13 protein-coding genes are annotated in these 15,116 nt (G+C 73.0%); 12 read left to right on the plus strand and 1 reads right to left on the minus strand.

The window, feature by feature from the left end; translation table 11 throughout:
* The first annotated feature begins 72 nt into the window (after positions 1-72).
* The 11 genes from ACFYW5_RS32660 to ACFYW5_RS32710 all read left to right on the plus strand — a co-directional run bounded on the left by ACFYW5_RS32660 (position 73) and on the right by ACFYW5_RS32710 (position 14,120).
* Positions 73-2,457: an MFS transporter gene (locus ACFYW5_RS32660; RefSeq protein ID WP_389420741.1), complete on the plus strand. Its 2,385-nt coding sequence runs from the start codon at positions 73-75 to the stop codon at positions 2,455-2,457.
* Positions 2,458-2,591: 134 nt separating this feature from the next.
* The gene (locus tag ACFYW5_RS32665; RefSeq protein WP_389420813.1) at positions 2,592-5,054 is read left to right on the plus strand and encodes a SpoIIE family protein phosphatase; all 2,463 of its coding nucleotides are present in this window, start codon (positions 2,592-2,594) and stop codon (positions 5,052-5,054) included.
* A gap of 177 nt (positions 5,055-5,231) precedes the next feature.
* Complete coding sequence (locus ACFYW5_RS32670; RefSeq protein ID WP_389420742.1) at positions 5,232-5,954, plus strand: class I SAM-dependent methyltransferase; 723 nt, start codon at positions 5,232-5,234, stop codon at positions 5,952-5,954.
* 197 nt (positions 5,955-6,151) lie between these two features.
* Positions 6,152-6,313 (plus strand): hypothetical protein, encoded by a 162-nt coding sequence (locus ACFYW5_RS32675; RefSeq protein WP_389420743.1) that lies wholly within the window; start codon positions 6,152-6,154, stop codon positions 6,311-6,313.
* Between the two features lie 11 nt (positions 6,314-6,324).
* On the plus strand, positions 6,325-7,158 hold the full coding sequence (locus tag ACFYW5_RS32680; protein ID WP_389420744.1) for a M55 family metallopeptidase: 834 nt from the start codon (positions 6,325-6,327) through the stop codon (positions 7,156-7,158).
* Positions 7,151-8,455, plus strand: coding sequence for a M20/M25/M40 family metallo-hydrolase (locus tag ACFYW5_RS32685; RefSeq protein WP_389420745.1), 1,305 nt, complete (start codon positions 7,151-7,153; stop codon positions 8,453-8,455). Before ACFYW5_RS32680 ends, ACFYW5_RS32685 begins: the two co-directional genes overlap by 8 nt.
* Positions 8,456-8,460: 5 nt before the next feature.
* Positions 8,461-10,419 carry a prolyl oligopeptidase family serine peptidase gene (locus tag ACFYW5_RS32690; protein WP_389420746.1) on the plus strand — a complete coding sequence of 653 codons (1,959 nt, stop codon included), beginning with the start codon at positions 8,461-8,463 and terminating at the stop codon, positions 10,417-10,419.
* On the plus strand, positions 10,416-11,339 hold the full coding sequence (locus ACFYW5_RS32695; protein ID WP_389420747.1) for an LD-carboxypeptidase: 924 nt from the start codon (positions 10,416-10,418) through the stop codon (positions 11,337-11,339). Before ACFYW5_RS32690 ends, ACFYW5_RS32695 begins: the two co-directional genes overlap by 4 nt.
* A gap of 57 nt (positions 11,340-11,396) precedes the next feature.
* A complete protein-coding gene (locus ACFYW5_RS32700; protein ID WP_389420748.1) occupies positions 11,397-13,199 on the plus strand; it encodes a CocE/NonD family hydrolase in 1,803 nt (600 codons plus the stop codon).
* 59 nt (positions 13,200-13,258) lie between these two features.
* Positions 13,259-13,534, plus strand: a complete 276-nt coding sequence (locus ACFYW5_RS32705; protein WP_389420749.1) for a DUF1049 domain-containing protein — start codon at positions 13,259-13,261, stop codon at positions 13,532-13,534.
* 19 nt (positions 13,535-13,553) lie between these two features.
* On the plus strand, positions 13,554-14,120 hold the full coding sequence (locus ACFYW5_RS32710; RefSeq protein WP_389420750.1) for a GNAT family N-acetyltransferase: 567 nt from the start codon (positions 13,554-13,556) through the stop codon (positions 14,118-14,120).
* On the opposite strand, the gene ACFYW5_RS32715 is transcribed toward ACFYW5_RS32710, so the two are convergent.
* Positions 14,111-14,458, minus strand: coding sequence for a VOC family protein (locus ACFYW5_RS32715; protein WP_389420751.1), 348 nt, complete (start codon positions 14,456-14,458; stop codon positions 14,111-14,113). The two genes, ACFYW5_RS32710 and ACFYW5_RS32715, sit on opposite strands and share 10 nt — an antisense overlap.
* 100 nt (positions 14,459-14,558) lie before the next feature.
* On the opposite strand from ACFYW5_RS32715, the gene ACFYW5_RS32720 reads away from it, so the two are divergent.
* Positions 14,559-15,047: a phage holin family protein gene (locus ACFYW5_RS32720; protein WP_389420752.1), complete on the plus strand. Its 489-nt coding sequence runs from the start codon at positions 14,559-14,561 to the stop codon at positions 15,045-15,047.
* Positions 15,048-15,116 lie beyond the last annotated feature (69 nt).

The raw sequence follows: 15,116 nt of genomic DNA on the forward strand, positions 1-15,116 counted from the left end.
ACTCGTCGCGCTTGCTCGCAGTTGTCGCCATAAGCGGGAATTGCGTGGCAGGTGCGGCGAGGGGAGCGGGACGTGGGCGGGACGACTCTGGTGCAGGACCGAGCGGTCGAGGCACCCCCCAAGACCCCCGCACCGGCCCCGTCGGCGCTCGTCGAACTCGGCCCGCGCCGGGTGCGGTTGGTTTTCGTCGGGCTGATGCTCGCGCTGCTGCTGGCCGCGCTGGAGCAGATGATCGTCGCCACCGCGCTGCCGAAGATCGTCGGCGAGCTGCACGGCCTGGACCGGATGTCCTGGACGATCACCGCCTATCTGCTCACCTCCACCATCGGCCTGCCGGTCTACGGCAAGCTCGGCGACCTCCTCGGCCGCAAGGGCGTCTTCCAGTTCGCGATCGTCGTCTTCGTCATCGGCTCCGCGCTCGCCGGACGGGCCCAGACCATGGACCAGCTGATCGCCTACCGGGCCGTCCAGGGCGTCGGCGCGGGCGGGCTCATGATCGGGGTGCAGGCGATCATCGCCGACATCGTGCCGCCCCGGCAGCGCGGCCGCTACATGGGCCTGATCGGCGCCGTCTTCGGGCTGGCCTCCGTCGCGGGCCCCCTGCTCGGCGGCTACTTCACCGACCATCTCTCCTGGCGCTGGTGCTTCTACATCAACGTCCCCTTCGGGCTCGTCACCCTCGCCGTCATCGCCGTCGTGCTGAAGCTGCCGAAGCCCACCGCCAAACCCCGCCTCGACATCCTCGGCGCGCTGCTGCTGGCCGCCACCTCCACCTGCCTGGTCCTGCTGACCAGTTGGGGCGGCACCGAGCACGCTTGGGACTCGCGCGTCATCCTCGGGCTGGGCGCGGGCGCGGTGGCATCCGCCGTCCTCTTCCTCGTCGCCGAGCACTTCGCCCCCGAACCCCTCATCCCGCTGCGGCTGTTCAGGGACTCCGTCTTCGTCGTCACCGGCCTGGTGGGCCTGGTGATCGGCGTCGCCCTGTTCGGCGCCGCCAGCTATCTGCCGACGTTCCTGCAGATGGTCGACGGGGCGTCCGCCACCGAGTCGGGGCTGCTGATGCTGCCCATGATGGGCGGCATCGTCGGTGCCTCCATCCTCTCCGGACAGCTCATCAGCCACACCGGCCGCTACAAGCTCCACCCCGTCCTCGGCGGCGCCCTCTCCGTCGTCGGCATGTGGCTGCTGTCCCGGCTCGACGCCGACACGCCCCGGCTGCACTACAGCGTCTGGATGGCCGTCCTCGGCGCGGGCATCGGCATGGTGATGCCGGTGCTGATCCTCGCCGTGCAGAACTCCGTGCGCCCCACCGACCTCGGCACCGCCACCAGCGCCAGCAACTACTTCCGGCAGATCGGCGGCTCGGTCGGCGCCGCGATCTTCGGCACCCTCTTCGCCCACCGGCTCACCGACGCGCTCGCCGACCGGCTGCCCACGTCCGCGGGCGCCGGGCTGCCCGACCCCGAGTCCATCACCCCGCAGGTGGTCCACGCGCTGCCCCCGGCCCTGCGCGAGGACTACATCCAGGCCTACGCCGACGCCATGCCGAGGATCTTCCTCTACCTCGTGCCGGTGCTCGCCCTCGGCCTGCTCCTCGCCTTCTTCCTCAAGGAGAAACCCCTGGTGTCCCACCCCACCGCCGAAACCGGGCCCGCGTCCGTCGACGCCGTCGTTCCGGGCGCCCGTTCACCGCACGCGGCCGGTATCCCCGTGTGCGGCACGGTTCAGCACCCCGACGGCACCGCCGTCCCGCGCGCGGCGCTCACCCTCATCGACGCCGTCGGACAGCAGATCGGCCGGGGCGCCAGCGGCGAGGACGGGCGGTACGCGCTGTCCACGGCCGGACCGGGGGCGTACGTCCTGATCGCCGCGGCGGGCGGACACCAGCCGCAGGCCGTCTCCGTCACCGTCGGCGAACGCCCGGTCGAGGTCGACGTGGTGCTCGGTGGCGCCGGGCGCCTGACGGGCACCGTGGTGACCGCCGACGGCAGCCGCGTACGGGAGGCGACCGTCACGCTCACCGACGTCCACGGCGAGGTCGTCGCCAGCACCCGCACCGGACGCGAGGGCGGCTACGTCATCACCGAGCTGGTGGCCGGTGAGTACACCCTCGCCGCGAGCGCGCCCGCCTTCCGGCCCGCCGCGCTCCCCGTCACCGTGCAGGCGGCCCGGGAGACCCGGCAGGACATCGAACTCGCCGGGGGCGCCGTGCTGCGCGGGACGGTCCGGGCGAGCGGCGGCAGGCCCGTGGAGGACGCACGTGTGACGCTGCTGGACGCGGCCGGGAATGTCGTCGACACGCTCATCACGGGACCGGACGGCACGTTCCGGTTCGTCGACCTGTCCTCCGGCGAGTACACGGTGATCGCCGCGGGGTATCCGCCGGTCGCCACCGTGCTCCAGGTGGCCGGCGGCGGCCGCACGGAACGCGACCTTCAGCTGGGGCACGAGGACTGAGGAGCGCGGGGGCGCGCGCCGGGGCGTGGGAGGTCGCCAATTCCGGTATTGCCGCACATCACCCTCAGCTCCCGCCGTACCGTGGAGTCGGCGGCATGAGATCTTGCCAAGCCGTGGGGAGAGAGGCCTTGGCCATGGACCGTGGCATCGAGAGGGACGGACCTCCCAGCCGCGGAGCTGGGAACGGCGTGAGCGAAGGTATCGCGACCGGCCGCGTCCCGCTGGCGGTCGTCGTGGTGGACCGCGAGGGCATGGTGTCCCACTGGAGCACCGGCGCCAGGCGGCTGTTCGGCGCCGGCAAGGACGAGGCGATCGGACGCCCCGCCGCCGACCTGCTGCCCGTCTCCGGGGCGCTGCCCGAAGCGGCCGACGCCGGCCCGTACGGGGCGTACGCCGCCTACGACGGGCTCGGACCCGGCCTGGAGTCCTCCCTCGACGGACGGCTCGACTACCCCGCCGCGGGCCGCGCCCGGCTCACCGTGCCGGGCGAGAGCCGCTCCGACGTCCTGTGGTGGGCCTACCCCCTCGTCGGACCGGGGAGCGAGCGGCTGCTGGTACTGGCGGCCGACGCGGACGCACTCCAGCAGCACGATCCCGACGGCCTCGGCTTCGAACGCATCGCGCCCGGGTTCGCCCTGCACACGGACTTCCCCGGCGCCGAGGAGCTGGCCCGCCGGCTGCCCGAGATCCTGCCCAGCATGAGCGTGGGCGAGAGCTCCCGCATCGTGGCGCAGATCCTCGAACTCGGTTACCCGGTCCTGGAGTTCAGCCAGAACGACCGGGTGCCCGTCACCCCCGACTGGGGTGTGCCGCGGCGCGCCGAGCGCAGGGCCCGCCGGGAGCGGGCCGCCCGCGCCGCGATGCTGGGGCTGCCGCTGCCGCTGCCGCCGGAGAGCGCCGAGGAGAGCGAGGACCTGGAGTACGCCGCGGTCCGCGAACGCCTGGAGTTCCTCAACGAGGTCAGCGGCCGCATCGGCACCTCCCTCGATCTGTCCCGGACCATCGTCGAGGTCAGCAAGGCCGTCGTGCCCCGCTTCACCGACGTCGCCGGCACCTATCTGCGCGAACAGGTCGTCGCGGGCGAGGAGTTCCCGGACGGTGTGCCGGACACCACCACCCTCTGGCACCGGGTCGCGGTCGAGCACACCGACGAACCCGGCCGCTGGGACGACGTCGTGCCGGTCGGCGAGGCGATGGCGTTCCCGGCGCACACGCCGTTCTTCCAGTGCATGACCACCGGTGAGCCCGTGCTGGTGCCGCGGATCAGCGAGGAGATGGGCCACGCCATCGCCTCCCAGTTCGAGAAGCGTGACATCCGGCCGCTGATCACGGGCCGCTCCATGCTGGTCGTACCGCTCAAGGCCCGCCATGTGGTCCTCGGCTTCATGATCCTGCTGCGCCACCCCGAGCGGCCCGTCTTCAACGACATGGACCGGGTCACCGGCGCCGAACTCGCCGCCCGCGCGGGCCTGGTGCTCGACAACGCGCGCATGTACACCTTCCAGGAGAGCGTCGCCGAGACCCTCCAGGACAGCATGCTGCCGCACATCCCGCCGCGCATGGCGGGCTGCGACATCGCCACCCGCTACCTGCCCGGCACCCTGCTCGGCCGAGTCGGCGGCGACTGGTTCGACTCCGTCAAGGTGCCCGGCGCGCGCACCGCCCTGGTCGTCGGCGACGTCATGGGCCACGGCCTCAACTCGGCCGCGATGATGGGCCAGTTGCGTACGGCCGTCCAGACCATGGCCGCGCTCGACCTGCCGCCCGCCCAGCTCCTGCGCAACCTCGACGACCTCGCCCAGCGCCTCGGCGACACCTACCTCGCGACCTGTCTCTACGCCGTCTACGACCCGATCGCCGGGGAGCTGCACCTCGCCAACGCGGGCCATATCCCGCCGGTGCTGGTGCGCGCCGAGGACGGGCGCAGCGAGCTGCTCGACCTGCCGACGGGCGCGCCCCTAGGAGTCGGCGGCGTGCCATTCGAGGCGGTCCGGGTCCGGGTCGAGCCCGGCGACCGGCTGGTGATGTGCACCGACGGTCTGGTCGAGGTGCGCGGGGAGGACATCGGGGTGGGGCTGGCGACGCTGTGCGAGTCCGCCGCGCATCCCGCCGCGTCCATGGACGACGCCTGCGACATGATCATCCGGGCCCTCAACACCTGCGGCGGCCGCAAGGACGACGTCGCCCTGCTGATGGCGCGGCTCAACGGCATCGGGCCGGAGGACGTCGCCGAGTGGCGGCTCGCCCTCGACCCCGTCGAGGTCGGCCGGGCCCGCGCGGTGGTCCGTGAGCAGCTGCACGACTGGGGTCTGGCGCGGCTTGCCGACCTCACCGAGCTGCTCGTCAGCGAGCTGGTCACGAACGCCCTGCGGCACTCGCACGGCCGTCCCGTCGCTCTGCGGCTGGTGCGCGGTGACACCCTGCTGTGCGAGGTGGACGACGACGACCACGAGCTGCCGACCCTGATGAACGCCGGGGCGGGCGACGAACTCGGGCGGGGGCTGCGGGTGGTGAGCACCCTCGCGCGGGAGTGGGGCACCAGCCGGACGGGTGCCGGAAAGACCGTCTGGTTCGAACTGACGCTGCCGCGACGCTGACCGGTCCCGCTGTGCCGGGAGCGCGCGGGGCGCACGGGGGCGTGCGCGGACCGAACGCGGCGTGAGGGTATGCGCGGCGTGCTTGTCGTGCCGCTCGGGGAGCGATAGACCGTACTCGCCCGTCACTTCGTGACTTCGTGGCGGGATGTCCGTCGGTCGCATCCTGGGGAGTTGGGCATGAGCGTGACGAGTCGGTACCGGGAGGCATGGGAGGGCTTCTGGCGGGAGGCGCCCGGGGAACAGGGGGCGGTGTTCTGGGACGCGGAGCCGGCGCTCACGGTCGGTCTCCATCTGGCGCTGTTCGAACCGCACTTGACGGCGCCGACGCTGCCGCTGGTGGATCTCGGCTGCGGCAACGGCACCCAGACCCGTTTCCTGGCCGGGCGGTTCCCGCAGGTCGTCGGGGCCGACCTGTCCGGCGCGGCGATCGACCACGCCCGCCAGGCCGACCCGGCGGGCCTGGCCACCTACCGCGTCCTGGACGCGGGCGAGAAGGACGAGGCGCAGACGCTGCACGCGGAGCTCGGCGACGCCAACGTCTACATGCGGGGCGTGCTGCACCAGGCGGAGCCCGACGACCGGCAGGCGCTGGTCGACGGCATCGCCACCCTCGTCGGCTCCCGCGGCCGGGCCTTTCTGGTCGAGCTGGCCGAGGCCGCCAAGTCCGTCCTGCTGGGCCTCGCGCAGGGCCCCGCCGGCCCGCCCCCGAAACTCGCCCCCGTCTTCCGGCACGGCATCGCACCCGGCGAGGTCGCCGACGACGCGGTACCGGCGTACCTGCGGGCGGCCGGACTCGAGGTAGTGGCCTCCGGCGAACTGCCCCTCGCCACCACGGAGTACACCCCGGACGGCACCCGGATCGAGCTGCCGTCGAAGTGGGTCGTCGTCTCCCGCGTCTAGCCGGGACCGCGCCGCGGGCAGCCGGGGTTTCGGCGGCGTGGCGGGGGCGCGCGCCTGGGCTGGGTGCGGATAGAGCTGTCGTCGGAGTGGGGCGTCGTGTTCTGGGGCTGGTCGGCGGCCGGGCCGTGGTGCGGTGGCTCGCGGTCGGCGACGACCATGCGTTGTCGGTGGGCAGGCCCCGAGCGAGGTGCCTCGTAGTGGGGCGTCGTGTTCCGCAGTTGCCGGTGCCCGGGGCGTGGAGCGGTGGCTCGCGGATGGTGGTGGCCGAGTGGCGCCGCGTCGCGTGGACGCGGCGCACGGCGGACCGCTCCGATGTCCGCCGCCAGGTGGTGGTGGCCGGGGGCGGGTTCGGCGCGTAACGTGACCGGGCATGAAGATCCTCATCAGCGCCGACATGGAGGGCGCCACGGGGGTGACCTGGCCGGCCGACGTGCTGCCGGGCACCCCGCAGTGGGAGCGCTGCCGCTCGATGTTCACCTCGGACGTCAACGCCGCCGTCCTCGGGTTCTACGACGGCGGCGCGGACGAGGTCCTGATCAACGAGGCGCACTGGACCATGCGCAACCTCCTGCTGGAGAAGCTCGACGAGCGGGCCGAGATGCTCACCGGACGGCACAAGTCGCTGTCCATGGTGGAGGGCGTGCAGCACGGCGACGTGGACGGCATCGCCTTCGTCGGCTACCACGCGGGCGCCGGCATGGAGGGCGTCCTCGCCCACACCTACCTCGCCAACTCCATCACCGGGGTGTGGCTGAACGACGTACGGGCCAGCGAGGGGCTGCTCAACGCCCATGTCGTCGCCGAGTACGGCGTGCCCGTCGTGCTGGTCACCGGTGACGACGTGGCCTGCGAGGACGCCCTCGGCTACGCCCCCGAGGCCCTCAAGGTCGCGGTCAAGGACCACGTCTCGCGGTACGCCGCGGTCTGCCGTACGCCGAACCGGACCTTCGCCGACATCCGCGCCGCCGCCAAGGAGGCCGCGGCGCTGGCGGTGCGGCACGAGCCGGTCAGGGGCGGGCCGTTCACCGTCGCCGTGGAGTTCGACGCCGAGCACCTGGCGGCGGCCGCGACCGTCGTGCCCGGTGTGGAGCGGATCGGCGAGCGCAAGGCGGGGTACGCCAGCGGGACCATGTACGAGGCGATCCGGACCTTCAAGGCGGTCACCACGATCGCCTCGGCGGCGGTGGAGGAGCAGTATGGCTGACCGGCAGGCACTGGAGGAGGTCGTGACGTTCACGTCGGACCTCATCCGGATCGACACCACCAACCGGGGTGGCGGTGACTGCCAGGAGCGGCCCGCCGCCGAGTACGCCGCCGCCCGGCTCGCGGAGGCGGGGCTCACCCCCACCCTGCTGGAGCGCACCAAGGGCCGCACCAATGTCGTCGCCCGCGTCGAGGGCAGCGACCCCTCCGCGGACGCGCTGCTGCTGCACGGTCATCTCGACGTGGTGCCCGCCGAGGCCCGGGACTGGAGCGTGCACCCCTTCTCCGGGGAGATCCGCGACGGGGTCGTGTGGGGGCGCGGGGCCGTCGACATGAAGAACATGGACGCGATGATCCTCGCCGTCGCCCGCTTCTGGGCCCGCCAGGGCGTGCGCCCCCGGCGGGACATCGTGATCGCGTTCACCGCGGACGAGGAGGCGAGCGCCGAGGACGGATCCGGCTTCCTCGCCGACCGGCACGCCGCGCTGTTCGAGGGCTGCACCGAGGGCGTCAGCGAGTCCGGGGCGTTCACCTTCCACGACGGCTCCGGACGGGAGCTGTACCCGATCGCCGCCGGTGAGCGGGGCACCGGCTGGTTGAAACTCACCGCGCGGGGGCGCGCCGGGCACGGCTCCAAGGTCAACCGGGACAACGCGGTGACCCGGCTGGCCGCCGCCGTGGCCCGGATCGGCGACCACGAGTGGCCGCTCCGGCTCACCCCCACCGTGCGCGCGGCCCTGACCGAACTCGCCGCCGTGTACCGGCTCGCGCCCGACCTGGACGACGTGGACGGCCTGCTGAAGAAGCTCGGCCCGGCCGCGGCCCTGGTGGAGGCCACCGTCCGCAACAGCACCAACCCGACGATGCTGGACGCCGGTTACAAGGTGAACGTCATCCCGGGGGAGGCCGTCGCCCATGTCGACGGGCGGTATCTGCCGGGCACCGAGGACGAGTTCCGCACGACCCTTGACCTGCTCACCGGACCTGACGTGGAGTGGGAGTTCGACCATCGGGAGGTGGCCCTCCAGGCGCCGGTCGACTCGCCGACGTTCGCGAAGATGCGGGCCGCCGTCGAGGAGTTCGCGCCGCAGGGACACGTCGTGCCGTACTGCATGTCCGGCGGCACCGACGCCAAGCAGTTCTCGCGCCTCGGGATCACGGGGTACGGGTTCGCGCCGCTGAAGCTGCCGGAGGGCTTCGACTACCAGGCCCTGTTCCACGGCGTCGACGAACGCGTGCCCGTCGAGGCGCTGCACTTCGGTGTACGGGTCCTGGACCGCTTCCTGCGCACGGCCTAGGCGAGTTGGGGGAGAACGTGCAGACGCTGCCGTACGGTTCCTGGCCCTCGCCCATCGACGCGGCCCTCGCGGCCGCGCACGACGGGCACCCCGAGTACGTCGGGTTCGTCGGCGACGAGGTGTGGTGGACCGAGCCACGGCCCACCGAGGGCGGCCGGCGCACCCTCGTCCGCCGCCGCGCCGACGGCACCCAGGAGCCGGTGCTGCCGGCGCCCTGGAACGTGCGCAGCAGGGTCATCGAGTACGGCGGCCGGCCCTGGGCCGGAGCCATCGTGGACGGCCGGCCGCTCGTGGTCTTCGTCGACTGCGCCGACCAGCGGCTGTACCGCTACGAGCCCGGCGGTGCGCCGCGCCCGCTCACCCCGCTGTCACCCGTGGGCGGCGGACTGCGCTGGGCCGACCCGCAGTTGCTGCTCGACCGGGGCGAAGTGTGGTGCGTGCTGGAGGAGTTCACCGGTGACGGTCCGACCGACGTACGGCGCGTCCTGGCCGCCGTACCGCTGGACGGGTCGGCCGCGCGGGACCGGGACGCCGTGCGCGAACTCAGCGACGGCTCCCACCGGTTCGTCACCGGGCCGCGGCTCTCGCCCGACGGGCGGCGGGCGGCCTGGCTCGGCTGGGACCATCCGCGGATGCCGTGGGACGGGACGGAGCTGGTCGTCGCGGACGTCGGCACCGCCCTGACCGGCGCGCGGACCGTCGCGGGCGGGCCCGAGGAGTCGATCGCCCAGGCCGACTGGGCGCCCGACGGATCCCTGCTGTACGCGAGCGACCGCTCCGGCTGGTGGAACCTCTACCGCGACGGCCAACCCCTGTGCCCGCGCGAGGAGGAGTTCGGCGGGCCGCTGTGGAAGCTCGGCCACCGCTGGTTCGCCCCGCTGGACAGCGGCCTGATCGCGGTGGTGCACGGCCGGGGCGCCACCGCTCTCGGGATACTCGACCCCGAGAGCGGCGAGGTCGTCGACGCGGCCGGGCCCTGGACCGAGTTCGCGCCCACCCTGGCCGTGCACGGCGAGCGGATCGTCGCCGTCGGGGCCAGCCCGCGCAGCGCCTACGAGGTGGTCGAGCTGGACACCCGCACCGGCCGGGCCCGGGTGATCGGCGCCGAGCACGACGACCCGGTGGACCCGGCGTACTACCCCGAGCCGCAGATCCGCACGTTCACCGGACCGGCCGGACGCGAGATCCACGCGCACGTCTACCCGCCGCACAACCCCGGCTGCGTCGCCCCCGGGGACCGGCCAGCGCCGTACGTGGTGTGGGCGCACGGCGGCCCCACCGGGCGGGCGCCGCTCGTCCTGGACCTGGAGATCGCCTACTTCACCTCGCGCGGCATCGGCGTCGCCGAGGTCAACTACGGCGGCTCCACCGGATACGGCCGGGAGTACCGCGACCGGCTGCGCGAGCAGTGGGGCCTGGTCGACGTCGAGGACTGCGCGGCCGTCGCGCTGGCCCTCGCCGGCGAGGGCACCGCCGACCGCGACCGGCTCGCGGTGCGCGGCGGCAGCGCGGGCGGCTGGACCGCGGCGGTCTCGCTCGCCACCACCGGCGTCTACGCCTGCGGCACCATCATCTACCCCATCCTCGACCTCGCCGCGTGGGCCGACGGCGAGACCCACGACTTCGAGTCGCGGTATCTGGAGAGCCTGGTCGGGCCGCGCGAGGAGGTGCCCGGACGGTACGCGGAGCGCTCGCCCACCGAGCGCGCCGAGCGGATCACCGCGCCGTTCCTGCTGCTGCAGGGCCTGGACGACGTGATCTGCCCGCCGGTGCAGTGCGAACGGTTCCTGGCCCGGATGGCGGGGCGGCGGGTGCCGCACGCCTACATCGCCTTCGAGGGGGAGGGGCACGGCTTCCGCCGGGCGGAGACCATGGTGCGGGCCCTGGAGGCCGAACTGTCCCTGTACGCGCAGGTCTTCGGGCTGAACCCGCCCGGCATCCCCAAGCTGGAGCTCGCCAAGTGAAGCCACTCCTGCGCCCGCCCCGGCTCGCCCCCGGCGCCCGCGTCGCCGTCGTCGCCACCAGCGGGCCGGTGCCCGAGGAGCGGCTCCAGGCCGGGCTCGACGTGCTGCGCGGCTGGGACCTGGACCCGGTTGTGGCACCCCATGTGCTGGACCGGCACCCGCAGTTCGGCTACCTCGCGGGGACGGACGCCGACCGGGCCGCCGACCTGCAGAACGCCTGGTGCGATCCGTCCGTGGCCGCCGTGCTCTGCGCCCGCGGCGGCTACGGCGCCCAGCGGCTGACCGGTCTGCTCGACTGGGAGGCGATGCGCGCGGCCGGCCCGAAGGTGTTCGTGGGGTTCAGCGATCTCACCGTCCTGCACGAGGCGTTCGCGCGGCGGCTCGGGCTCGCCACGCTGCACGGGCCGATGGCGGCGGGCATCGACTTCGTCAAGAGCACACGGGCCCAGGAACACCTCAGGGCCACGCTGTTCACCCCGGAGACGGTCCGTCACATCGCCTCGGACGGGCGGGCCATGGTGCCGGGACGGGCCCGCGGGGTCACCCTCGGCGGCTGTCTGAGCCTGCTCGCCTCGGAGCTGGGCACCCCGGACGTCCGGCCGTCCGCCCGGGGCGGGCTGCTGTGCCTGGAGGACGTGGGGGAGGAGACGTACCGCATCGACCGGTACCTCACCCAACTCCTGCGCTCGGGCTGGCTCGACGGGGTCGGCGGGCTGCTGCTCGGCTCGTGGGACCGGTGCGATCCCTACGACCGGCTGCACCCCCTGCTCGTGGACCGGCTCGGCGGGCTCGGGGTGCCGGTGGTGGAGGAGTTCGGGTTCGGGCACTGCGCGGACGCGCTGACCGTCCCCTTCGGGGTGATGGCCGAACTGGACGCCGAAGCGGGCACGTTGACCCTGGACGAACCCGCGCTGCGCTGAACTCCCGTCAAGAAACACCCGGCACGGTGATTGACCTCCTCTGACACGTGTCACACCATGACTACCGGCCGGTACTTACCGGTCGGTAATCCGGGTTGTCCTCAGTGTGGAGGTCTCGTGTCCCGTCGTGTGCTCGGATCCTGCGTTCCCCTCGCTCTCCTGCTCGGTGCCACGCTCGCCCCTCCCGCCGGCGCGACCTCGCCGTACACGGTCACCGCGCTGAAGTTCACCGTCCGGGCGGGTGACCGCAGTTGCACGATCGACGCCGATCTGTACCGGCCCTCCGGCGTGGACCGCGCCCCCGCCGTGCTCGCCACCAACGGCTTCGGAGGCAGCAAGAACGACGGCTCCACCGACGCCATCGGCAAGGCCTTCGCCGAGCGCGGCTATGTCTCACTCGTCTACTCCGGACTCGGCTTCGGCCGCTCCGGCTGTCTGATCTCCCTCGACGACCCGGCGATCGACGGCGCGGCGGCCTCCCGGCTCATCGACTTCCTCGGCGGCAAACGGTCCGCCGACGACGGCACCACCGCCGACTTCGTCACCCTCGACTCCGCGGGCGACCCGCGCGTCGGCATGATCGGCGGTTCCTACGGCGGCGCGGTCCAGCTGGCCACGGCCGCAGTCGACCAGCGCGTCGACGCGATCGTCCCGATGATCACCTGGAACGATCTCGCCTACTCCCTCGACCCCAACAACGCCGTCGGCGCCGACTCCGTGCCGGGTGCCTTCAAGTGGCAGTGGGCCAACGGCTTCTACCTCATCGGCGAGGGCCAGCCGCTGCTCCAGCCGAGTCTGGACCCGTCCCGGATCAACTCCCTGGCGTGTCTGCACTTCGTCACCCGGGCCTGCGAGACCGTCCGCACCCTCAACTCCGGCAGCTACCCGGCCGACCGGACCGCCGAGATGCTCTCCTACGCCCGCAGCGTCTCGCCGGTCTCCTACCTGAGCCGCGTCGAGGCACCCACCCTCCTCGTCCAGGGCCAGGCCGACAGCCTCTTCAACCTCAACGAGGCGACCGCGACGTACCGGGCGCTGAAGGCGCAGGGCACGCAGACCAAGATGATCTGGCAGAACTGGGGGCACAGCGGTGGCATGGTTGCCGGTGAACTCGACCTGAGCCGGGGCAATCTGGAGACCAGCTACGTCGGCCGGCGCATCCTCTCCTGGTTCGACCGCTACCTCGACCGGGAGAACGTCGACACGGGTCCCGCCTTCGCCTACTACCGCGACTGGATCAGCGACCCCGACGACACCTACGCCACCGCGGACGCCGTGCCCTCCGTCAGCCGGAAGCTCTACCTCTCCGGCGACGGCAAGCTGGTCGACAACCGGTCCAAGGTGGTGCGCGGCAGCCGTACGTACACCAACTGGGCGGTCCCCACGAGCCATTCGGAGAGCTCGCTGGCCGGCCTGATCGGCCTGCCCGACCCGGCACCGTACGACACCGCGGGCACCTACCTCGGCTGGACCAGCGAGCCGCTGGCCCGCACCACCGATGTCGTCGGCGCGCCCCGGGCCACGCTCAAGGTGGTCTCCCCGAAGGCCGAGCGGACCCAGGACTCCGGTGACGCCGCCGACCGGCTCGTCCTGTTCGCCAAGCTCTACGACGTCGCGCCCGACGGCAGCAAGACCCTGGTGCACCGGCTCGTCGCGCCGGTACGGGTGCCGGACGTGACGAAGAGCTTCACAGTGACCCTGCCCGGCATCGTGCACCGGTACGAGAAGGGGCACCGGCTGCGGTTCGTGGTCGCGGCGAGTGACGGCGCCTACGTCGGCAACCGGGGGATCAAGCCGGTGACCGTGGTGAGCGCCCCCGAGGAGACCGGGGTGCTCCAGCTGCCGGTGACCGACGGCTGAGTCACCCGGAGGAGCGGCCTCACCATGCGTGACGAGGTCTTCGGGCGCACCCTGGTGACATGACGACCTCCGAGAAGGGCGGCGGCAAGGCCGGCGGCACGGGCGGTGGCAAGGGCGGTGGCAAGGGCGGGGGCCGTAACCCGGCGATGACGCCCGCCCGGATCGCCGTGCTCACGCTGGCCGTCCTCGCCCTGATCTTCATCTTCGAGAACACCCGGCAGACCAAGATCCGCCTGCTGGTCCCCGAAGTCACGATGCCCCTGTGGACGGCGCTCCTGGCCACCGGGCTGATCGGGGCGCTGTGCGGGGCGTACTTCACGAGGCGGCGCGGATAGTCCGCCGTAGGCTGGCGGGATGCCGCACATCGCATCCCGCTACCTGGCCGAAGGCCCCCGCGTGGGCATACGCCCCTTCCGCCCCGAAGACTCCGCCGAGTTCACCGCCCGGGCCCGGGAGAGCAAGGAGCTGCATCAGCCCTGGCTCTTCCCGCCGGACACCGACGCGGCCTACGCGGCCTACGCCGGACGCCTGATCGAGGACCCGACCAAGGCGGGCTTCCTGGTGTGCGAGAAGGACGACGGTGGCTCGATCGCCGGGTACATCAACATCAACAACATCGTCCGGGGCGCCTTCCAGTGCGGCGCCCTCGGCTACGGCGCCTTCGCGCACTCCGCCGGGCGCGGACTGATGCGGGAGGCGCTCGGACTCGTGGTGGACCACGCGTTCGGGCCGCTCGGGCTGCACCGGCTGGAGATCAACGCGCAGCCCGGCAACACCGCGTCGCTGGCGCTGGCCCGCTCCTGCGGCTTCCGTCTGGAGGGCTTCTCCCCGGCGATGCTGTACGTCGACGGGGCCTGGCGCGACCACGAACGCTGGGCGCTCACCACCGAGATGCGCGCCCGCGCCCCGCGTCAGGACTGACGGTCCACGTACTCGTAGACCGCGCCGTCGGGATGCATGGCGATCAGATTGCGGCCCGCCGGGGTGGGCAGCGGGCCGGCGATCACCCGGGCACCGAGCTCGACGAGCACGTCCCGGGCCTCCACGACGTCCTGCACGGCGATCGTCGCGGCGACCTTGCGCAGCACCTCCAACTCCGCCTCCGGGCCGCTCATCAGCAGGAAGCAGCCGACCGCGGCGACCTGGACGCCGCCGCGCTCGAAGCGGAGGGCCCGGCCGCCGGCCAGGCGCTCGTAGAAGGGGACCGCGGGCTCCAGGTCGTCGACGCATACGCGCAGCGTGGCTCCCAGAATCTCCATGGGGAGGAGCCTAGTTGGGGCGCGCCGCCGAAGGAGATCGTTTCGCCCGATCTCCACAGGGCCCTTGTTACGCCCACCCCGGCGCGGGTACCCGCCGGCCATGGAGCGCTTGGATCACCTTGAACATCTGGACAGGCATCTGGTCGACGAACTGGCGCAGGTGGCGCGGGAGACGATCCGCGAGGAAGTGCGCGAGCAGACCCGCAGGCAGCGCCGTACGGCGATGCTGTACGCCGCTTCCGGCACCGTAGCCCTGTACGCGGGCGCCGCCCTTGCGCTCGCCGCCGGACTGGCCCTGGCCCTCGTCCTGCCCGACTGGGCGGCGGCGCTGATCACCGCGGCGCTTCTCGCCGTGGTGGCCTACGTGCTGCGCGGGGCGGCCCGGCCCAAGCACACCGGCGCGTCCTCGCCCGGGCAGGCGCTCGGCGGCACGGCGCCGACCGGCCCGACGGGCGGCACCGGCATGCCGTACCAGCCGAGCGGCACGGCTGGGCCGTACCCGCCGATGCCGTCCGCCACGCCCCCCGTCCCCGCGAACCCGCCGAGCCCCGGCGGCACGCCCCCCGAGCAGCCGCACCCCCGGGCCTGACCCACGCCGGCCAGGCCCTGTCCGGGTCGCGTGTTCGGCACCCGGGCCACGCTGCGGAAGAGGCGGGCA

This window comes from Streptomyces sp. NPDC002779 (genome assembly GCF_042888685.1).
GTDB lineage: Bacteria > Actinomycetota > Actinomycetes > Streptomycetales > Streptomycetaceae > Streptomyces.